Consider the following 21,354-nt stretch of genomic DNA (forward strand, 5'->3'; position numbering starts at 1 on the left):
GAACTTCCTCCGCATAACGTTTTCGTTTCGTTACCACATTGCTGCCAAGAAGTGCAAATTGGCAACACATCGATCTGCGCAATGCCTGTTCACGTGGAATAAGAGGCCTCATCATTGAGCGCTGCAAACTTTTTGGTGGGCATCGTGCCTTCGTGAAAATGACTCACCCAGCTGAGTGCCAGAGCCTGCGCCAACGCCCCAAAAGATGCAGCCCCCCTGCCAACCAGCCACGCCAATGCCGCTGGTCGAACGCCACCAGCCCCACACGCTCGCGGCGCTGGGCCATCCAGTCGCGCTTGTAGGCGTCGTCGCCGCTAAGAAAGTCGACTTCTTGCACCCCGTCCACGTCCATGACGTGCTCCATCAGTGCCGCTGTGAGTATGGAACCAGGCGACAAGCGGTCTTGCCCCTTCACATAAGCCAGCTTGTAGATATTGGCCTTGCCGCCATGCACAAGCCAGACCTGCGCAGCCAGCGGCTGCTCTCCCAGCCACAACACCCCCAGGCGCAGCCAGCCTTCGTGCGCCGCGGTGTGCACGAGCCCCGTCATGAAGCCCGGGCAAGGCTCAGGCTGCTTCCAGCTTTGGGCGTAGACCGTCTGGTATGCGGCCAATGCGCCATCCAGGCCGGCTGCGTCGCCCGTGTGGATCTCGATGCGCCAGGCCCCAGCGTGGTCCAGTCGGCGTCGCCCACGCTCCACACTGTGCCGAAGGGCCGACGGACGCTGCTGCCAGTACACGCCAAACCCGCCGTCAGGCACCGGCTGATACCAGTTACCGAAACAGAAAAACCGATCCGACCAGTAGCCCGCTGCGCGCAGACCATTTTGCAGCCCGGCCAGCCACGCACTGTCGGCATCCAGCGGCTGCAGACGAAGCACAGCCCCCCCCGCCAGCTGTCGCAGCGCCTGAACCGCCGCCTGCCACTGCGGGGCCGAGAGATCACGGATAGCTTCAACTGAGCCCACAGGACCATAGAGGCAGCTGTAGTAAGTGCTCAAGGCTGCCAACGGCTCGCCGGGCGATTGCTGCATCAAGTGCAAATGGGCAGCGTGGCCGTGCTGCAGGGCTGGCAGCTGCCACTCCCAGTTCTTGTGGGGAGGCCGCTCGAAACCATGGGCCAGCAAGTTGGCAAACCAGGCCTCGGTCTCGAACACGTCGCAAGCCATGCCGCCGACCTGCCTTGGTCGCTCAGCGGCCAATGGCCAGATAGTCAAATCCCATACCACGCACCAGCGCAGGGTCGTACAGGTTGCGACCGTCCACGATGAGTGGCTGCTTGAGCCGTTCCTTGATGAGCTCGAAGTCCGGGCTACGAAACTCTTTCCATTCGGTCACGATGACCAGCGCGTCCGCACCTTCCAGGGCATCGTTGGGAGACTGCGCATAGCGAACGCACGGCTCGTTACCCAGCACGCGTTGCGCTTCGTGCATGGCGGCCGGATCGTAGACGATGACCGTGGCACCGGCGGCCAGCAAGTCGGTCAACAGCTCAAGGCTGGGCGCTTCGCGCATGTCGTCGGTGTTGGGCTTGAACGCCAGGCCCCACACCGCAAAATGCCGACCCGTGAGGTCGTCGCCCAGACGCTGTTTGATCTTGCGGCCAAGCACGTGTTTTTGCGCGTTATTGGCGGCTTCCACCGCCATGAGTACTTTCAGGCCCACGTCGCCTGCGCCAGCCGCGGTTTTGATGAGCGCTTTCACGTCCTTCGGAAAACACGAGCCGCCGTAGCCACAGCCCGGGTAGAGAAAGTGGTAGCCAATGCGCGGGTCTGAGCCCATACCCTGGCGAACCATTTCAATGTCGGCACCCAGTTTTTCCGCCAGATTGGCCAACTCGTTCATGAAGCTGATGCGCGTGGCCAGCATGGCATTGGCGGCGTATTTGGTCAGTTCGGCGCTGCGTGCATCTGTCACGATCAGACGCTCGCGATTGCGCTGGAACGGCGCATACAGTGCACGCATGAGCGAGATGGCGTGCTCATCGGACGCGCCCACGATGATGCGGTCGGGGCGCATGAAGTCCTCCACCGCTGCGCCTTCCTTTAGGAACTCGGGGTTGGACACCACCGCAAAAGGCGTCTGCACGCCTCGCTGTCCCAATTCATCTGCGATGGCTTCGTGCACCTTGTCGGCCGTGCCCACAGGCACCGTGCTCTTGTCCACCACCACCTTGTAGTCGGTCATGAGACGGCCAATGCTGCGCGCCGCAGTCAGCACATATTGCATATCTGCCGAGCCGTCTTCATCGGGCGGCGTGCCCACCGCGATGAACTGGATGGTGCCGTGCCGGACCGCGCGCGCCACATCGGTGGTGAAGTGCAAGCGCCCGGCGGCAACATTGCGCTGCACCATGTCTTGCAAGCCAGGCTCATAAATCGGGATGCCGCCTGCCTCCAGAACCCGAATCTTCTCCAGATCGAGGTCCAAGCACAGCACATCGTTGCCCACTTCGGCCAGGCATGCCCCGCTGACCAGCCCCACATATCCCGTCCCGATGACTGTGATTTTCATGATGCCTCGTTAAGAAAACGTGCGCCTCTCGGACGCTATGAATGCGTCATTCCAACGCAACAGGATCTGGCGCATTTTTTCTTGAAAGTCCGCCTCCCAGCTGCTGGAGCCCACGGGCTAGTCCTATACAACATGGGCAAAAAACAGATCAGAGTAGGCATAGCCGCCCCCCCTGAGGGCGCGACTGGGTGTGCGATTTCGGCATATTTTTCAGGACCGCGCAACCAAAAAAACCCCGGCGCATATCAATGCCACACCACCCGCCCGCAGCAGCGAAACCTGCTCGCCCAGCATAAGCCCCACCACCACCGTCAATGCAAATCCCAGCCCGACCAGCGGGTAGGCCTTGCTCACATCCCACTTCGACAGCACGCCAAGCCAGATAACGGCCCCCAGGCCATAGAGCAGAAAGCCCCCCAGGACATACTTGTTGGCAATCACTGAAGCCACATTGCCCAGCGAATATGGCGGGGCCAAGGCATCCCGCACCCCCTGGTCCGACATGCCGGCCTTCAGCGCGAACTGAGCGGCCACCGACAGCGCGACGCTCAACAGGGCAATCGCAAAGGTGTTCATGGCTGAAGCTCCAAAGTGACAAAAAAAGCCACCATGGCTGCGCCGATCATGGCGAGCACCGTCAGGCGGCTGCCACGGTCTTTGACGGCATAGACGACGGGGTCGTCATGCATCTCGCCGCGTGAAGTCTTGACCCACAGGCGGGCCATCCAATACACCAGCCCAATCGCCACGAGCCACAGCATTTGCGGGGTTGCGTAGCGTGCCTGGGTTTCGGGGGCGCTGATGAACAGGCCAAACACCACCACGGCACACAGCGCGGCGCCAACACCCAGCGGCCACAGCACCACCAAGTCGCTCACCCGGTAGTCGCGCCCCCGGGTGGCGCCCACACCGGCCTCTTTCAACGACACCAGCTCGGCACAGCGCTTGACCAATGCCAGGCTCAGAAACAGGAACGCCGAAAACGCCAGCAGCCAGGAACTGGTGGCCACACCGATCGCCACGGATCCAGCCAGTATGCGAATGGTGTAAAGAAGCGACAGCATGAGCACGTCCATCAGCACGTATTCCTTGATCACCCAGCTGTAGAAACTGGTCAGTCCCAGGTACGTCACCAACATCCAGAAAAATCCTTGTGACACGGTGCTGGCCACCACAAGCGACAGCACCAGACCAATGCCCGCCACAAGGAGTCCATGCAAAATCGGCAGAGCACCACAAGCAAACGGGCGCAGGCGTTTGCGGGGGTGAGAACGATCGCTGTCGAGGTCCCAAAGATCGTTGACGATATAGGTCGCGGACGCAGCGAAGGAGAACGCCAGGAAAGCCAGCACCATGCTGCCCAGCTTGTAGATGTCGGTGAACTCGAACGTGGTGAGCAGGGGGACGAACAGCAACAGGTTCTTGACCCACTGGTGCACCCGCAATGCCCGCAGCCACGCGGCCATGCCGCTGTTCTGCTTCGGGTATTCGCGCTCAATCGGCACCTGGCGCCGCACGAGCGCCGCCGTGCTTTGCGCCACACCCACCAGGATTGCCGCACTGGCCTCCTTCCAGATGGGAAGGTCGGCCTTGCAATCGCCGGCATACACAAAAGCCTCGCCTACGCTTCCCTGAATCGCCTTGAGCTTCGCCGGGCCCTTCAGGTTGTCTCCAGCACGGGTGGCCAACACCTTGTCAAAAATGCCCAGGTGCCTGGACACCTGGTCGGCGGTTGTGTAGTGCGCCGCAGTGGCAAGGACAATCTGGCGCCCCCTGGATTTTTCCTCTTGGAGGTACTCCAGTAACGGCGCGCAGTAGGGGATTTTTTCGGCGTCAATGGTGACGCGCATCGAGATGGCATCCTTGAAACCCGCCCGGCCTCGCATAAGCCACAAAGGCAGGAGCAGGAGGCTCACCGGAGAATGCTTGAGCAGGCTGACCAATGACTCCAGCAAGGTGTCGGTGGGCGTGAGGGTGCCGTCCAAGTCCACGACCAACGGCATGTTCGATGTGTCCCCCATCTGCCACTCCTCCAGGATTTGAAGCAAGTTGTAGCAGATATCCCCAAAAATCCACCGTTCTTTCTGCGCGTCGCCGCCCTGTTATTCTGGCATAAAACAGGCCAAAACGCTTACTGATAAAGCGTTTAAAGCTATTATATCAATAGCATCAAAAGCGGATTGCGGCTTAAAATTTTCACACCGGCATGGCTCGCTGTTCGCAGCGATTGATAGTTGGGCCGCAGCTCGACTAGCCAAGTCTGGCGCTCCGCAAATATGTTTAAAGATGTTGCAATCGAACGGAGCAGTCCGTGCCTGTGCTTCGGAGTGCATGAGCCACCTTGATACAGCAGTGAGACTTGTCGAGCAGACGGTTATTTTCTCGTTGACTTAACCCGTCTAACCGCTTAACCAACCTAAGTTTGGTGCTACACGTTTACACGTCCACGGCACCGTGCTCACAGAGCGTCACCAGGTGCTCCGAACGGAGCTCATCGACTGGCAAAAACAGTGAAATGCTGGGTTCTATCCTGTGACAACCAGTTTCGTCTCAAGTCACACCCTCTCGGACAATCGCTCGTCTGCTGTAGGTCTTAACGGACTTTTCCTGTAGTCAATACCCCCAAACCCTCGCATGTTGTGCGGCTCTGTTAATGCTGGCGCACCGCTATTCGCGCCTGATTCCATGGCGTCACCCGGCATCGGCATAGGCCTTGTGTCGCCACAACTCTGCAATACCCTTCGATTGAATAGTCCGATTCACATGATCACTGCACCCACTCACCCTCGAACAATCAGAAACGATTGTCGCGATGGGATTACAAGCCTGCTTCTTTTAATCACCCTATCCGCGTGCGGGGGCGGCAGCGAGAGCGCTGCACTTGGAGTGGAGACTGCGCAAGCGTCCGAGTCCGCTCTGGAACTCGAGCGACTGCGCCAACGCCCCACCACTAGGCCCTCGACACAATCCGTTGCAACCCCAGGCATCGTTGCAACCCCAGGCATCGTTGCAACCCCAGGCATCGTTGCAACCCCAGGCATCGTTGCAACCCCAGGCATCGTTGCAACCCCAGGCATCGTTGCAACCCCAGGCATCGTTGCAACCCCAGGCATCGTTGCAACCCCAGGCATCGTTCCGACCCCGACCCCGACCCCGACCCCGACCCCGACCCCGACCCCGACCCCGACCCCGACTCCAGCTCCAGCTCCAGCTCCAGCTCCAGCTCCAGCTCCAGCTCCGATTGCCAAGGCCCCGTTCAGCTGTGCTGCCGGAGCCATCACCTGTGTCGAGGTGGCATCCACCAGCGCACAGGCACAGGCCAGCTTGCCAGTCACCTTTGGTCAACCCTTTAAAGCGGGCGACTGGTTGCACACATCGCAAGGGCTTGTGGCTCAGGTAGGCGGTGCGGCCATCCCCCTGCAGACCGACGAAATATCGTCGCACCGCGACGGCTCCGCCCGTTTCGCCGTACTCAGCGCTCAGCTGAGCAACGTCCAGCCTGGCGAAGCACGCATCATCAACATCTTCCCTGGCGCGAAGGCCAACAGCACCCCCAGCGTACCCGCGACGCCGGACTGGAACCTGGAACTCGAAGCCCAGGTCTACGACGCCAACGGCAACGTCACGGCCACGCTGGTGGCACAACCCCAAAGCCAACTCGTCACGCAAATCGCCAGCACCACCGGCCGCCGCCTGGCTGGCGCTGTGGCCACCGAGTACACGGTCGCCCTGCCCTTCAAGAACAAGGCCACCGGCACCGCGCACCCGCACCTGAGCGCACGGTTGCACACGCGCCTGACGGACGGCGGCCAGCGCATCCGTACCGACGTGGTCATGGAGAACACCCGTACCTGGACGGCCAGCCCGGGCAACATCACCTACTCGTTCGCCGTCAAACGCAACGGCAGCACGATCTACACCCAGCCCAAGTTCACGCACTACCACCATGCGCGGTGGCATAAGGTGCTGTGGACCGGCGCCTTGGCGGAACCCAAGGCCCGCGTGCGCCACAACATGCCGTATTTCATGGCAAGCAAAGCCGTCTGGAATTACGACCTGAGCATTCAAATCCCCGCCAGCGTCCTGGCCAACGACTACAGCCGCTTGATCAAAGCTCGCGCTGACCAAGCAGCGTTAGGACCAATGGGCAATGTCATGGTGGAGCCCTATTTCCCAATGACAGGTGGGCGCGACGATCTTGGCCCCTACCCCCGGTGGACGGTTAATTACCTCTTGAGCCAAGACTCCAGCGCACTTGAAGTGATGTTGGCCAACGCTGACGCCGCGGCTGCCGTCAACACGCACTATCGAGACGAGGCCACAGGCTACCCCCTGGACCTTGATCGATATCCCAATGTCTCTATCACTCCAGACTGGTCCAGTCCTGTCTTGCCGACGGTCGTAAACGGCACCACCATCTGGACACCGGATGTGGCTCACCAATCATCTTTCGCATACGTGCCCTACCTGGTGACAGGAGACAACTTCTATTTAGACGAAATGATGTTCTGGGCTGCCTGGAACGCAGCGACTCCAAACCCGGGATACCGGGGTGCCGGGCTCGGATTAGCAAAAGACAATCAGGTTCGCGGACAGGCGTGGGCTATGCGTGCACTGGGTGAAACCTATCGCGCACTGCCAGACAACCATCCTCGCAAGAGCTACTTCGACAACCGCCTGAAAGTCAACTTGGATTGGTATGCCAAGGAATACCCTTTGAATCCCAATGCAGCCACCCTTTATCCGCTGAATGCATTGCCGAAGCCTGACCAACAAGAGGTCACCGGGCCATGGCAAAACGACTATTTCGGCATTGTGATGGCACAGTTGGCAGAAAACAATGAGCCAAATGCCTACACAACGTTGGCATGGATCAGCAAATTCAACGTGGGTCGTTTCAACGCTGAAGCCCAAGGGTTCTGTACTGCATATGCAGCAGGCTACTACTTCCTTACCAGGAACTCGAACAACAATCCCTACACCTCTTGGCGAGATTTTTTCCAGGCTAACTTTCCTGGTGAAACTTGCAGCCCGGGAATGGTCATTGCGGGTTATCCAGCATGGTCGGGTGGGTATGCAGCAAGTGCCCGTGCAGCGCTGGCCTCTGCGTTCAATGGTGGAATAGCTGAGGCAGGATCAACGTACGAAAAATGGCGTGGGATGACACCAGCGATGGACGCCGACATGTCGAACAACCCGACTTGGGCCATCGTTCCAAGACCTTGACCGGATGATGCGGTAATACAAGCGTGTAAAGCCTGCCTTGGGCAGGATGCAAAAAGGGAACGTGTCCAACACGTTCCCTTTTTTTTCGACAAATTGGGGGCAAAGTGGTCTGCCACAAACGCTGGTGCTCTTACCCGGAAGTCTTCGACACGTGACGACAGTTGGAACGAAATGCAGTGGATCGGGTAGGCGCAGCAGGCTACAGGCAACGCCTCCATGGCCATCGTTGCCCAGACAGACACATAGGCATACGATCGCCTCTGACGGCTGATCACGGATTCCACCTGAGCGCCGGTCAATTGACCGCCTACATTCAAACCTCGGGGGTTGCATTTCTAGCCTGAACCTGTCCCATTCCACCAAACATACCTATGCGCGTGTGTATTGCCCTGTTCGGCTTGAACCGATCGCTCCCCTGGACCCACAGGAGCATTATCGACAATTTAATAAACCCTCTGAGGGAATACGGCGCTCAAGTAAAGTTATTTGGGCACTTCAACATTCCCACCACCATCCATAATCCGCGGAGCGGCGAAAAAGTCGGCTCGTTCAAGAACCGCGGAATAAACCTGCTTGCGTTTGACCAGGTTATCATGGCACCGCAAAAAGACGAGGAAGTTGCAGTTTTACTTGAGAAATTTAAACATCATGACTTGCAGAGCAACGACCCAACTGTCAACTCACACCGAAACCTCATCCACCAGTATCGCAGCCTGCATGCTGTGATGCAAATGATAAAAAGTGCAGAGGGCGACAAAGTAGACGCCGTATTATTTGCGCGCCCGGATGTTGAATACTTAGACAGACTCGCTCCGGCAGATGCATTACCAAATTTGCTTGACGGTCGATTTGATATTTTGACACCTACCTGGCAGCGCTGGGGCGGACTCAATGATAGGGTATGCATGTGTAATCTGCGTGCTGCAAAAGTCTATGCCGACAGAATATCGATAATTGACGATATTGTTACAAAAAATATCCCAATGAATGCCGAATCAATCTTATGGCACACAGTTCAACAGCACTCTTTGAAGAACGGGAACTTAAATCTCCGTGGAGTACGGGTAAGGGCCACCGGATACACGGTTGATGAAGGACTTGATCTCGACTACTTCACACGACTCAGATTTTTCAAAAGACGGGTCATCAGCAGAATACGGCGCCTACGCAGTCAATAAGTGCCGCCATGGTCAATGGGCGTCAAGCAACTAACTTCTACAAATATTTCGAAGAGCAGCAGCAAAACGATGAGCTAACGCCTCATTCCCATAGAGATGCACCACACGCTCTCTTGCAAAACGCCCCATTTCAACCATACGCTCATGATCAGCAAGCAACGCCTTGACCGCCTTGCGCAAGGTGAGAGCATCTCCGACTGGCACAACGTCTGCCGTTTTTCCTGGCTCCAGGTAATCCCGTATAGGAGGATTATCGCTGATGACCAAGGCTTTACCCATTGCCATGGCCTCCAGAACGCTACCCACGCCACTCACGTTCAACGTCTCTGACAACGGAATAACAACAATACTCGCTTTTGCGTACAGATCTCGCAGTTCACGGAAACTCACACGATTGGAGATCTGGCGCACCCTCAAGCGCGCCCCTTCTGGGATTGTTATTTTGCTGCGTGTTTTGAGCACGAGGTCTATATCAAGTGGAGCCAATGCCTCGATCAACGTTGGCCAATCGCGTCCATGGTCGTCTCCTATAGCCAACACTGGCCCCATTGGCTGCGCTGGTTCAGGCTCATAAAAACGGGTGTCCACGCTTTGCCAAATCATCTTGGCCTTGTCTCCAGAATGCCATCGGGTCTCAAGATAACTTTGCTGCTGAGACGAAAGCAGCAATATGTTATCAACCCGCGGAACCGTTATGTTCTGCAGCCAGCGCCTGGGGCGCCACACCTCGTCAGGCGCTATATCCCACATGATCAACTTCGGTTTAAAGGGAAACCATTCACGCAGGAATGAGAGCACGGTGGCCGAACTCTCAAAAACAGAAACGACAACATCCACGTTGCGACGGAAAAAAAGCACCTTGATAGCCCGAACCGGATCCAGGCCTCTATATATGGGATGCCTGTGCACCAGAGGCATCCACTTCGGAACATGTGGATCCATCAACTCCACATCAATGCCATGATGTTCGGCGAGAAATTCAAAGAACACTACAGGATCAGGGCATTCTCCGTGGACAAAATTTTTAATACTTGGGAGCCATTCTTCCGGTGGAATCAGAACAACTTTCAATCGTTTTGAATCGGCAATCATGAACCAAATCCCCCGTTACTTCAGAAGAACTCCGTGCGCAAAATAATCCTTGCGCTCCGTGAATAGCGGAAAATTTCAACCACGCAAAAACAACGACTGGAAATTTCAAGCGTGACAGCTCCACCTCCAACTATCCTGCACACCACCGCTGCGGCCATTCTTGTGGCGTTTTTCATCGGCAAGTGGTTACTTTACATAGCAGGCAAGCAATCTGTGCGAATTTTTTAAGGACGACATCGCTCCGTTCATAAAAAACGTGCAAACGAGGATCGAACCTGTAGGATTGACAGCCCAAGCACCGCTCAGGTGGCCATCTGGCTCTGAAGAAACGGCAACGTGTCATCTGTTCGTCAAAAAGTCGCCTTGCAATTTATCGTCAGCAACTTGGCCCTGGTGGCCAATTTTGTGCTGACCATTGTGCTGGCGCGCCTGCTCAGCCCGCAAGACATTGGCATTTTTTCCATGAGCGCTGTGCTGATGGCCGTGGCCCATGTTTTCCGAGATTTCGGTGTTACATCATTCATCAAGCGAGTAAAAGAGCTCACCCCGGATAGTCTGAGCAGCGCACTGGGCGTGCTACTGATTACATCGTGGAGCGTGGCCGCACTCATGTTTTTGAGCGCACCTTACTGGGCCCATTTCTTTCACGAAGCACGCGTCGTACCAGTGGTTCAGGTGCTGGCCCTGGGTTTTGTGTTTATTCCCTTCGGCGCCATTCCAATGGCCATCATTTCGCGTGAGATGGACGTAAAGAAGTCGGCGACCATCGGTGCAGTAGCCACGGTGGTGTATTTCGGCGCCTCAGTGGGGCTGGCCCTTGCGGGTTTTGGCCCCATGACCATGGCCTGGGCCAACCTGATAAACATCATCGTCACCGGGGCAATGGCCAGATGGGCCTTGGGCCGATCATTGCCCTGGATCCCGGGCTTCAGCCAGCTCAAAGGGATCGTGCACTTCGGCCTGGGCAACCTGTTGACAGCCTTGCTCAAGGCCGCGGATAACGCGCTGCCCGACATATTGCTTGGCCGGTGGATGACACCCACTGCGGTTGGCCTGTTCAGTCGCGCCAACTCCACCGTGAACATGGTCAGCACAGCCCTGCTACCCACGGTCAACTACTTCGCCTTGCCTTACATGGCCAAGGTTCACCACGCCAACGGACCAGTGGCCGGTGAATACCTGAGAGCCACGTCGCTGATCAACTCACTGATACTGCCCGCGCTCGCCGCCATTGCAGTGCTCGCACACGACATCGTCAGCCTGCTGTATGGCAGTACCTGGCTGCAGGCCGTACCCGCCGTACCCTGGCTGTGCTTGGCCTTTGCAATCAGCAGTTTGTTCACACTTAGCGCCCCAGTATTGACGGGCGTTGGCAAGCCTTACGCCGCCATCGGCCCGAACGCCTTGTTGGTAGTCGCCAAAGTGGCGTGCGCTGTGTGGCTAATGGATGGCACCCTGGGCACCTTCGCGCTGGCAATGGCGCTCGGCCAGTTGCTCAGCGTGCCTTACAACCTATGGATTCACGAGCGGTATCTGAACCTAGGATGGGCGACATGGGCCCGGAGCACCCTGCCTGTGCTGGCCCAGGCTCTACTGGTGGGAGGAGTTTGCCTTGGCATCCGTGAAGCGATGCCCGTCAACTTTGCCCCATGGGCGACCATTCTGGTGACGGGCTGTGGCGCACTAGCGGCATTCCTGGCCAGCTGCTTCCTGCTTTCACTGCCAATGGCCGATGAGTTGAAGCGGATGCAAAAAAAGCTGGTCCGGCGGCGGCAGAAGATATGAGAGCACGCGCTTACAGGCGGAGCAAAGCGCACTCAAACGGCCTACGCCGCTTGTCCGCCCACTTGCACGAAATGGAGGGTTTACTGAAATGAAATCGTCCTATCACCTCAATGCAGCCATGACCAAACCACTTGTCTCCGTCGTGATTCCGGTGCGAAACGGCAAGGACTACTTGCAGGAAGCCCTCGACAGCGTGCTGCAACAATCGTTCACCGACCTGGAGTTGCTGCTGATAAACGACGGGTCCACCGACGACAACTATGACCGGTACACTCTTCAAGATTCCCGCATTCGAGTGATTCACCTGACCGGGACGGGAGTATCAAGAGCGCGCAATGTGGGCATGGCGCAGTCGCGCGGGGATCTGATCGCCTTCCTGGATGCCGACGACATCTGGTTCCCAGGCAAGTTGATGGCCCAGGTTCAGTATTTCGACAGTCACCCAGAGGCAGGCGTTGTTTTTGGAAAGTTCGTTCGCTGGCCTGCCTTGCCCGAGGGAGGGTTTGCACCAGCCAGCGCGCTGACAGAAGATGCGAGCCGACTCACCGCTGCAGACCCCGAACGATCTGGCTGGCTTTACACCAGACTGCTTGACGGACTGTTGGTGGGAATGAACACCGCTGTAACACGTCGCACGGTGTACGAGGCGATTGGGGGCTTCAACGAGGCCATGCGACTGGGTGAAGACTATGACTTTTGGCTGAGGGCCTCGCGGGTGGCTGAAATGCATTCACTTAACGGCCCCGTGGCCTTGTATCGAATCCATGGTGCGAGTGCTATGCACAGACTGTCGCCGCAGAATCACTTGGCCAACTTGCTCAAAGCTGCCTCGATGCGCTGGGGCTTGAACACTCTCAATGACCAAAGGCTATCGCCGCAGTCATTCGATGAGCGCTTGGGCAGCGTTCATTTTGATCACGCATATTCCCATTACTGGCACGGAGACCGAACCGTCGCACGCGCTGCTTTCTATCAGGCCCTTCGCCGCGGGCACCGCCCTCTGCGCTGCTTGACCTATATCACTCTGTCTTTTTGGACTGGCCACGCAAAGACGCCCACTTCCTGATCAGGCAGAAAACCGCCATTTCAGGCGCTGGATAAATGACAGGATTTGGCCACGAACCCCGCTGCTGACAAGCCCCCTGAAAAACAGGTGTTCTTCATTGGCAAAGTCTCGTTTGGATGGAGAGTCGCCCTCTCCCCGATCGATACATGTAATGCCGTGCGCTGGCGCCGCCAGGAGAATGTACCGATACAAAATTCGCCCTGGCGAATAGGCAGAAAACTGGTTGTCGTACACCGGAAACCAATAGTGCAACAGCGGTCCGCACTGAAGGCCGAAATGACCTGCCACCACTTGCTCGCCGCAACGCAAAACACTGAGACGGGGCTGGCAGTTGGTGTCTTGAGAGGCCATCAAACGGGACAACAGACACGCATTCGCTGGATCAAGCAGCGCGCCACCCTCATGCCCGGTTCGCCGGTATTGGGCATTCTTCAGGCTGATTAAGGACTCAAGATCCAGCACAGGCGAGGTTGATTGCATCTCAAACAGAAGCGGGCCGTGTTCTGTAACCAGCTTTCGTTCGCGCCGCTCCGTGTCACTGACAAGTTTTTTGTCCCGCGTACGCAGCCATTCCCAGTGGGCCTCGCCGCCCGCGGGATGAATGCAGGTCCGAAGTCCACTTTTCGGGCTGTCACCTTTGAGTCCATGGGCCGACTGGCTTTCGTCGAGGTGGGTGAAATAAAGACATGGGACCCCCGCCTTCAGCAGCAGCGAGCGCCAATCAAGCTGAAGACCGGGCCGAGCCAGAAGGCCGAAATAGTCAGTCATGTGCCTGCCCACCGGCTCTCGCATGCCCATACGCCCCAGCCAGCCGCTCGCACGCTGCAAGGGCATCACACCCACCAACTCGTCGCTCTGCCAAAACAGCAGCACATCCACCGGGCCCAGGGTGATGGTCGCTGCCTCGGCATAGGTGGGCGACAAGAATGCCCAGCGCGAAGTGGCACTTTCGCGCAGCAACCTCGCCCACCCTGCGTTTTCAGCGGCTGTCAGTGTGTCAAAGGGCTTGCGCTGGACGCGCAGGCAATGAGCGCTCATTGGAGACGGTGCCCTTGTATGGGGCGAAAAAACAGAAACGTGGCAAGGCGGGCAGGGTCAATGCGGTTTGCCCTGCATGTCCAGGCGCTTTCAGGGACATGAACGCGCCCCAAGGCCGGCATTGGGTTGGGCCAGTGAGAGGCATCAACCAACACGGGGTCGCTGGTGAATATCCAGTCGAACCCGCTCTTTCTCGCCAACGAGACCAGGTCACCTGACCTCACGCCATGCGGGAACGACATGCTTCTCACCTGCTGATTCAACCTGCCCAGCAAACGCTGGCTGGCTTGCAGTTCAGCCTCCGGGTCGGGAGATAGGGTCAAGGGGCTGTGCGTGTGCCCGTGCCCGCCTATGGCGAAAGAATTCAATTCCGTGGCGCTCAAATCACTCAGTGTCACCATCTGGCGTGCCACGATCTGACCCAAGACGCGGGACGCATGCTGCGCCAACCACGCCTGACGTTCAGTCTCTTTCATGGCACCCAAGTGCGCCGCCAATGCCTGACCAATGCTGCCTTTCGGCTTCTCTTTCCATCCGGCAGCCGCCCACAAACGGGCCGATGCCCCGGGCTCAGCCAGAGCCGCCACCAGGGCGTCCTGCCACCATTGTGGATTGTCAAGCTCCACAACCTCGCTGGCCAGGAACATCACCGCCGGCAGACCACGTCGCGCCAGTTCGGGGGCCGCATGGGTCAAGGTGTCGCGCCAGCCGTCATCAAAGGTGATCAACAAGGGGTTGGGGGGCAACGCCGCCTGCCCCAGGCGGGCCGCCTGCAAGTCGTTCAGGCTCACCACGCTGTAGTGGCGTTGCACAAAGTCCAGCGTGCGACAAAAACCGTCCAGGGTAAAGGTGAACTCCCTCTCGGCAAGCGTGAAAGTCGGGTGATCGGCGGGTAAAACCCGGTGAAACATCAGCACCGTGAGTGCGCGGCGGTTGCGCCAGCGGTGCCACGCCCCCAATGCTCCGCACCGGTAGAGCGCGGTGCGCGACAGGTCCTTCAGGATCGCTGTTGCACTCATGTTGCCATCTCCGGCACCTGCATTGGCTCTGTCATCAGGTTGCGCACCAGTTGAAAGGTCACGTGCCAATCGCGCTCTGCCCAAGGGGTGAAACGTGGAATCTGAAATGGCGATGTCGAAGCGTCTGCAACCCCCCAATGGGTGGTAACGGCGTAGCGATATCCCGCCCGCTTGACGGCGTCCACATGCAGGCGAGAAAAATCGGCGTAAGGACGACCGTTGGGGTAAGCGAAGCCGTTCACCGGTCCACGCACAATGGCCTGGAGGCGCTCACGGGCGCCTCCGATTTCGCGCTCAACTTCTTCAGCATTGCAATAGTCCAGGATGGGGTGCAAAGCGGTGTGTGCTCCGATACCAAAGCCCTGGCTATGCAGGTCACGCAACTGTGTCTCGCTCATCACCGGCACGTCAGCAGAATGCACCCCTGCTTCGGCTTCCAGCTGCTGCAGAATCTGCTCGCGGCGGTAAAGGGTGAGGTACTTCAACTCTTGCTCTAGGCGCTGAACCTGACGACGCCGGTCGTCGATGGAGGCCACCGGCTGCGCTGGCAAAAAGGGAATACCCATATCCAGCGACGGTCCGGACAGCCGGCGCACCGCCGCCAAAATGCGCTCATGCCATAGTGGTACGCCATCGAACTGGCCCGATGTGATGAAAAAGGTGGCATGCAAGTTGCGTCGGCGCAGGGCGGGGGCAACCCCCGCCAGCCAGTCGGGGTAACCATCGTCAAAGGTAATGCAGGCAGCGCGGCGTGGCAGGGTGCCTGTCTGCAGACGGCCAATGGCCTCTTCCAGCGGCAGTACGTGCAACTTGGAAAACGTGTGGTCCAGCAGGTACTCGAACCGCGCCATGTCCAGGTCGGCCGGTACCAGCGGGTCACATTGCTGCGGCACTTTGTGAAACAAGAACACCGACAGCTTGTCTTTGGACAGCGATTGCAGGACGAATCTGGAAATCACGTATTGCCCCTTCGACCCAGCGCAGCGGCCTCACCTGCGGCCGCCGCGAGTGCACGGGCTACGTGCACGCGCAGCAACTCCATGAGCATGACGATCATGTAGATTACCTCCAGGTAACCCAGACTGACCGAGGCTCCGCCCACCATGTAGGCCAGCACCGACAGCATGAGCATGTCTGCCATGTCTCGCGCCCATTGGTAATGCACCCCCAACTGGGTTGTCATGCCTTTGATGATCCGCCGGTTCCAGAGCGCCCGCAACAGGATGAACAGAAAGAGCGCCAAGCCCACAAGGCCAAGGTCCCCCATTACTTCGAAGTAGATGCTGTGAGCCGCCTTGGCGGAAAATTCCGGAACGGGCAAATTCAAAAAACCGAGCAAGCCCGGAGACATTTTGAATTTGTCCCAGATTGCTTGAACCTGAACCGCATGAAATCCGCCGCCAAAGACGGGATTTTCCAAGGCGATGGCCGAACTGATTTTCCAGGCGATCACGCGGCCCATGAAGGAGCTGTCTTCGCCTGCCTCTTTGATGGTGGTGAGGCGACTGGTGATGTCATCGGGCGCGAATGCCAGGAAAGCCAGCACAGCGCCTGCCACCAACACCAGCGCCATGCCCTTGCGCCGTGAGGTGATGATGAGCCACAGCCCCACCACCGACACGGCAATGAATCCGGCGCGCGACCCGCCGCCCAGAATGGCGAGAACCACGACGCAGAATGCGCCCAGGTAACCCAGGCGAACAAGCCGATTGGCGGCGTAGGTCTGCAAATAAAAAAGCACTGGCAGCACCACGGCCAGCGCGGTGGACAAATGATTGCGGTCGCCAAGCATGGTGCCCGCAGGGCCCATCATGTTGTGCCCACCGCCCGAGGCCACCGTCTTAAGACCATTGAGCACCCCGTGAATTCCCAGGCCCAGGGCAATGACGATGAAGATGGCGTGGAAATGCACGCGCTCGCGCACGAAGAACGGCATGACCACGCAGAACAGCAAACCCTTGATCAGGAACTCAAAATACTGGTCGTTATAGGGATTGCCCGGGTAAGCCAGTAAAAAAGCCAGCGTGGCGTGGGCCGCCAAGAGCAAGTAGAGCCACGTCACCTTGTTGGGCTGGTAGTCGCGCCAGGGCACCCTCCCAAGTGCCAGCAACACCAGGGTGAGCACGGCACACAAGAAATTGACCCGGTTGCCGACCATCCATCCATAAAAGAAAGTGGTTGGGGCGAGCAATGCCGTCCACCCCCACAGCAGATAGGCATTGAAAGGACGCGCCACCGCTAGGGGCAGTGCTGCCAGCAGCATCAGGGCAAAAGCCAAATCACGCATGGGATTTTTCGTGAGTAAGAGAGGCCGGTGGCTCAGCGGTGACTGTCGACATCGTCATAGCGCAGAAAACCCAAGTCGATATTTTTCTCGCGTCGACCACGAAACAAGCGCCAGCACAAATACAGCATGACGCCCATGTCGATCACCAGAATAATTGCTTCCACTGTGGGTCTCTCTATATTTCGCTCAGTCGGCCGATATGCGCCGGTTGATGATCTTCAGTTCGATATCGGTGCCTTGCCGGCGGGGCGACACCGCCCCCTTGTTCCGGTAAATCACCAGTTCGGTCTCGTGCGCCTTGTGGTTGGCGGGGGTAGCAATGCGCGCCACCTCTTCAAACTGTTCACTGGACATCACACGCTCAAAACGCCGCATGGCCTCCAGGTCGATCCAGAAACCAGGTTGCATGACCACGTAGTGCACGCCGTTGGCGTTGATGGCTTCGGCAATATCGGCCTCGGTGTGGCCCTTTTGCTCCACGCCCAGCTCCCGCCGCACGGCCACGCCCAGCAGCAGCTTGTCGGCCCGCATGACGTGCAGGTCGCGCCGGCTCTTCAGTGCGCGCATGTTGAATACAAATGAACCGTCACGATAACCCGAGAACATGACCGTGCTGCCACGCGGTGCAAGCCGTGCCACCTCGGCCGCTGCCTGGGAATAGCCTTGCACATAAAACACCGGGCGTGTCCACACGGTCAAGCCCGCGGTGGCAAACACCAGCAGCATCAGCGCAGGGACTGCCCAATGGCCCAGCCGGGGTAGGACCAGCGTGTGCAGCAAAAGCACAGCAAAAAAGACGACCGATGGCAGCAAGAAAACACTGTGGCGGGCTTCCTTAAGGTCGATGGACGAGAAGAACAGGTACCCCACCCCGAAACCCAACCACCAGAAACTCAGCCCTGGCATGCGCCGCCATGCGGCCATGATGGCGCCGGCCAGGCCAAGCACCGTCAGCGGCCAACCCGCCTGCGAAGGGATCTGCTGCAGATACCAAACCCAGCCTTGCCAACTGGTGCGCGATGCAACGGCGTCGGCCACACCGGTAACCGACTGCATGTTGGCCTGGCCAAACTTTAGGGTGAGAACTGCCAGGGGCAACAAGCCCAAAAAAGCTAGGGCGGCCACCCTCCAGTGGTGGCGATTGCGCAGCACCGCCCAGCCGTCGCGCTGCGCGATCAAGGCGGCATAGACCAGCCCCATGTAGGCCACACTGATCTTGGTGTACATGCCCAGCACCAGCAGCGCAGCTCCGAGGTATAGCCACCTGGGCGGCCCCCCACGCAGATAGGCCACCATGGCCACGGCGCTCCACACCAGGAACGCAAAGGCGGGCACCTCGAGCATCACCTGCCTTCCCCAGAAGGCCACCTCGGGTAGCCAGAGCACGAGCGTGGCAAACGCGAGCGACGGGGCGGCAGGCAGCCAATACCGCGCCAGGCGCCAGCAGCCCAGGCCCAGGGCCAGGTAGTGCAGTGCCACCACCAGCAGCGCCGTTTCGTGCGACACCCCGAGCACCGCGTAAAAAGGCGCACTGATGGCGTAAAACAGCGGTGGATAGAACAGGATCGTAAGCGCCGGGTACTGGGCGTAATACCGATAGGCATAGCCAGTAGGGTCGTCGAGCGGCATCGCCTTGATCAGATCCATGACGAACACACCATTGAGGGCGTGGCGCGGCGAGTCGCTCCAGTAAAAGGCGCCTCCATGGGGTGCCTGCGCAAACAGCAGTTCCACACACCCCAGTACCAGCACCCATGCCAGCAGCCGCTCAGGAGCGCGGATAGAAAGCGTCTCAGGTCCTGACATCTACAACCCTCTGAAAGAGCTGCAGCTGCCCCTGCGTCGTCGCATCCCAAGAGAACGTCTGCGCATGGGCGCGCGTTTCCTCTCGCGCAGGCAACTGGGTGTGAAGCTGCACCCAGGCCTCAGCCAGCGCCGACGCATCGCGACGCGCCATCAGCACACCGGCCGCAGGGGTGCTCACCACCTCGGGCGTGCCCCAGATGTCTGTGGCTATCACCGGCGTGCCGCAAGCCATAGCCTCCAGCAGCACATTGGCCCAGCCCTCCCGGCTGCTGCACAAGGCCAGGACGTCGGCCGCGCTGTACCACCACTTCAACTCGGTTTGGGGCACCACACCGCCCCAGCGCAAGCGGTCAGCCACCCCCAGGCGGCTGGCCAGATCTTTCAGGGCTGCTTCCTCTGGGCCCGCACCGGCAATGAGCAATGTCACCCCAGGTAAATACTGCAGGGATTCAATGGCGATGTGATGCCCCTTGCGCTCAACGAGGTGCCCGACAGACAGCAGGTAACGGCCCCTGGCCGGAAGGCCGAGACGCTGGCGAGCATTGGCACGGTCCTCAGGCACAAAGCGCTCCAGATCGACGCCGTTGCGCAGTGTATTGAGCTTGGAGCGGTCGGCGCCCAATTCGCCCAGTTTGTCCATGAGCGCCTGGCATACGCCAATGGACGCGCTGGCCTGCGCGGCAGTTTTCAGAATCAGTTTGCGCGGAAAATGGTACTGCGGAATGAGGTTCAGGTCGGTGCCGCGTGCCGTCACTACAAAGGGCTTGCCCAGCCACTTGGCCAGCAGCGCAGCAGCCGCACCGTCGGGATAGTAGTAGTGGGCGTCGATGAGATCGAAGTCGAAGCCTTGTCGCTGCAAGCGTCGGATGGTGGGCAAGGCCCCCAGGGCCATGGCAAAGGGGGCAAGGTTCATGCCCACCTTGGGCAAAAGCAGATAGCGCGGGTGGTGCACCTCTACGCCGTTGCGCTGCTCCACGCGCGGGGTGGCAGCGAACTGCGCATACTCGCCAAATCGCTGGCCCTTGAAGGGGAACCACGGCACCGGCGCCACTACCCGGGCCTGCACCTGCCCCGTCTTGAGCAACTCGCGCAGGCGTGTCTCTACAAAGATGCCATGGATGGGGCGCGCTGAACTGGGATGTAGTGTAGAGAACAGCAAGATTTTCATTAGCCAGCCTCCACCAGGGCAGTCACCCGGCGGGCATTGCCGATCCAGGTCAGGTCCAACCGGTCAATGGTGTCTGCAGCGCCTTGGGCCAGGCGTTGCCGCAGCAATGTGTCGGTGCATATGCGTGTGAGTGCACTCTCCAGTGCGCCGGGCAGGGCTTGCTCGAACATCAGGGCATTGACGTCGTCTGTCAGCACTTCCTGCAGATTGGGCGTGGCCGGGGCCACCACCGCCTTGCCCAGAACCAAATACTCCATCAACTTCAACGGCGAGGCATAGGGCGTAACCGCCGGCTGCAGCGCCACATCGAAAGCCGCAACAAAGGACGGCACCTGATCGCGGTGGATCACGCCGGTGAACGTCACTCGATCAGCCAGCCCCAATCGCTGCGCCTGCGCTTCCAGTTCAGCGCGCACCGGGCCATCGCCCACCACCAGCAGATGCGTACCTTGTGGCGCCTGGGGTGAGGCCATCCAGTCGATGATGCGGTCCACACCATGCCAGTCGCGTACAAAACCGGTGAAGCCCAGCACCACCGCTCCCTCAAGGCCGAGCCGCATCTTCGCTGCATCGGGCATCGGCGCATCGGCGAAGTGCGCGCGGTTGATACCGTTGGGCACAACATGAATGCGTTCGGTCGGGACACCGCACGCACGCACATGATCAGCCAATACTTCCGTCACGGGCAATACGGCATCAGCCCCGCGCCATGCAGTTCCTTCTGCCCAGCGGGCAAGTCGCTGCAGAGCCAAACCGCCGCTGTGCTGCGAGCGCTCCAGCACCAAGGGCGAGTTCACCTCCAACAACAGCGGAATACCCAAGCGCCTTTTAACCATGAGGCCGGCAAGCAGGAAGAGGTTGTAGCGCTCGTAAATCACATGCGGATGAAAATCGCGGGCGGCGGCCATCAGCTTGCGATAGGCCACCAGGTTGTAGGCCAACTCCATCAACTCGTAAGCGGCCTTGGGCAGCATGGCTTTGAGGCGATGCACCCAATCCATGTCGCTGCCCATGCGACCACCACCTTGAACCACCGCATCCGCATTGGCTTCAGACGCGCCTGGTGCCACCACACGCACTTCGTGCCCCTCGCTGCGCAGGGCGTCGATCATCTCTACGATGTGGACAGCCTGACCATCTTTCGAAGCGGTGCGGTGGTGGTAGAGGATTTTCATG

At 58.9% G+C, this 21,354-nt stretch carries 16 protein-coding genes; 4 read left to right on the forward strand and 12 right to left on the reverse strand.

Translation table 11 applies throughout. The annotated features are described in order from the left end of the window. Positions 1-163: 163 nt before the first annotated feature. The 4 genes from K226_RS0102060 to K226_RS0102075 form a co-directional block, all read right to left on the reverse strand. On the reverse strand, positions 164-1,168 hold the full coding sequence (locus K226_RS0102060; RefSeq protein WP_024813217.1) for a GNAT family N-acetyltransferase: 1,005 nt from the start codon (positions 1,166-1,168) through the stop codon (positions 164-166). 22 nt (positions 1,169-1,190) lie between these two features. After that, entirely contained in the window at positions 1,191-2,513 is a 1,323-nt protein-coding gene (locus K226_RS0102065) for a UDP-glucose/GDP-mannose dehydrogenase family protein (protein WP_024813218.1), read from the reverse strand. A gap of 210 nt (positions 2,514-2,723) precedes the next feature. Beyond that, on the reverse strand, positions 2,724-3,089 hold the full coding sequence (locus K226_RS0102070) for a membrane protein (RefSeq protein WP_024813219.1): 366 nt from the start codon (positions 3,087-3,089) through the stop codon (positions 2,724-2,726). Beyond that, positions 3,086-4,534 carry a UbiA family prenyltransferase gene (locus K226_RS0102075; protein ID WP_024813220.1) on the reverse strand — a complete coding sequence of 483 codons (1,449 nt, stop codon included), beginning with the start codon at positions 4,532-4,534 and terminating at the stop codon, positions 3,086-3,088. The genes K226_RS0102070 and K226_RS0102075 overlap by 4 nt, the downstream gene beginning before the upstream one ends. A gap of 1,270 nt (positions 4,535-5,804) precedes the next feature. On the opposite strand from K226_RS0102075, the gene K226_RS0102080 reads away from it, so the two are divergent. Together K226_RS0102080 and K226_RS19750 are read left to right on the forward strand one after the other, a co-directional pair. After that, entirely contained in the window at positions 5,805-7,739 is a 1,935-nt protein-coding gene (locus K226_RS0102080) for a hypothetical protein (protein ID WP_238324190.1), read from the forward strand. 377 nt (positions 7,740-8,116) lie between these two features. Further along, a complete protein-coding gene (locus K226_RS19750; RefSeq protein WP_155886488.1) occupies positions 8,117-8,917 on the forward strand; it encodes a hypothetical protein in 801 nt (266 codons plus the stop codon). Positions 8,918-8,947: 30 nt separating this feature from the next. Here the strand turns inward: K226_RS19750 and K226_RS0102085 are convergent, their stop codons facing one another. Continuing rightward, positions 8,948-10,009: a glycosyltransferase family 4 protein gene (locus tag K226_RS0102085; protein WP_081739311.1), complete on the reverse strand. Its 1,062-nt coding sequence runs from the start codon at positions 10,007-10,009 to the stop codon at positions 8,948-8,950. Positions 10,010-10,345: 336 nt separating this feature from the next. Here K226_RS0102085 and K226_RS0102095 point away from each other — a divergent pair, with 336 nt between their 5' ends. Next, positions 10,346-11,794 (forward strand): oligosaccharide flippase family protein, encoded by a 1,449-nt coding sequence (locus K226_RS0102095; protein WP_035240809.1) that lies wholly within the window; start codon positions 10,346-10,348, stop codon positions 11,792-11,794. Positions 11,795-11,912: 118 nt separating this feature from the next. Continuing rightward, a complete protein-coding gene (locus K226_RS0102100; RefSeq protein ID WP_024813224.1) occupies positions 11,913-12,860 on the forward strand; it encodes a glycosyltransferase family A protein in 948 nt (315 codons plus the stop codon). Here the strand turns inward: K226_RS0102100 and K226_RS0102105 are convergent, their stop codons facing one another. The 7 genes from K226_RS0102105 to K226_RS0102140 form a co-directional block, all read right to left on the reverse strand. Continuing rightward, entirely contained in the window at positions 12,861-13,820 is a 960-nt protein-coding gene (locus K226_RS0102105) for a GNAT family N-acetyltransferase (protein WP_238324191.1), read from the reverse strand. It lies immediately after the preceding gene. A gap of 74 nt (positions 13,821-13,894) precedes the next feature. Continuing rightward, on the reverse strand, positions 13,895-14,917 hold the full coding sequence (locus tag K226_RS0102110) for a polysaccharide deacetylase family protein (RefSeq protein WP_024813226.1): 1,023 nt from the start codon (positions 14,915-14,917) through the stop codon (positions 13,895-13,897). Continuing rightward, a complete protein-coding gene (locus K226_RS0102115; RefSeq protein WP_024813227.1) occupies positions 14,914-15,876 on the reverse strand; it encodes a polysaccharide deacetylase family protein in 963 nt (320 codons plus the stop codon). The genes K226_RS0102110 and K226_RS0102115 overlap by 4 nt, the downstream gene beginning before the upstream one ends. Beyond that, the gene (locus K226_RS0102120) at positions 15,873-17,204 is read right to left on the reverse strand and encodes a putative O-glycosylation ligase, exosortase A system-associated (protein WP_024813228.1); all 1,332 of its coding nucleotides are present in this window, start codon (positions 17,202-17,204) and stop codon (positions 15,873-15,875) included. Before K226_RS0102120 ends, K226_RS0102115 begins: the two co-directional genes overlap by 4 nt. Before the next feature lie 186 nt (positions 17,205-17,390). Next, on the reverse strand, positions 17,391-19,010 hold the full coding sequence (locus tag K226_RS0102130; RefSeq protein ID WP_024813229.1) for a glycosyltransferase family 39 protein: 1,620 nt from the start codon (positions 19,008-19,010) through the stop codon (positions 17,391-17,393). Beyond that, entirely contained in the window at positions 18,997-20,178 is a 1,182-nt protein-coding gene (locus tag K226_RS0102135) for a glycosyltransferase family 4 protein (protein WP_024813230.1), read from the reverse strand. Before K226_RS0102135 ends, K226_RS0102130 begins: the two co-directional genes overlap by 14 nt. Further along, positions 20,178-21,353, reverse strand: coding sequence for a glycosyltransferase family 4 protein (locus tag K226_RS0102140; protein WP_024813231.1), 1,176 nt, complete (start codon positions 21,351-21,353; stop codon positions 20,178-20,180). The genes K226_RS0102135 and K226_RS0102140 overlap by 1 nt, the downstream gene beginning before the upstream one ends. Position 21,354: the final 1 nt, after the last annotated feature.

It is taken from the genome of Acidovorax sp. JHL-3, from assembly GCF_000526295.1.
Lineage (GTDB): Bacteria > Pseudomonadota > Gammaproteobacteria > Burkholderiales > Burkholderiaceae_C > Acidovorax > Acidovorax defluvii.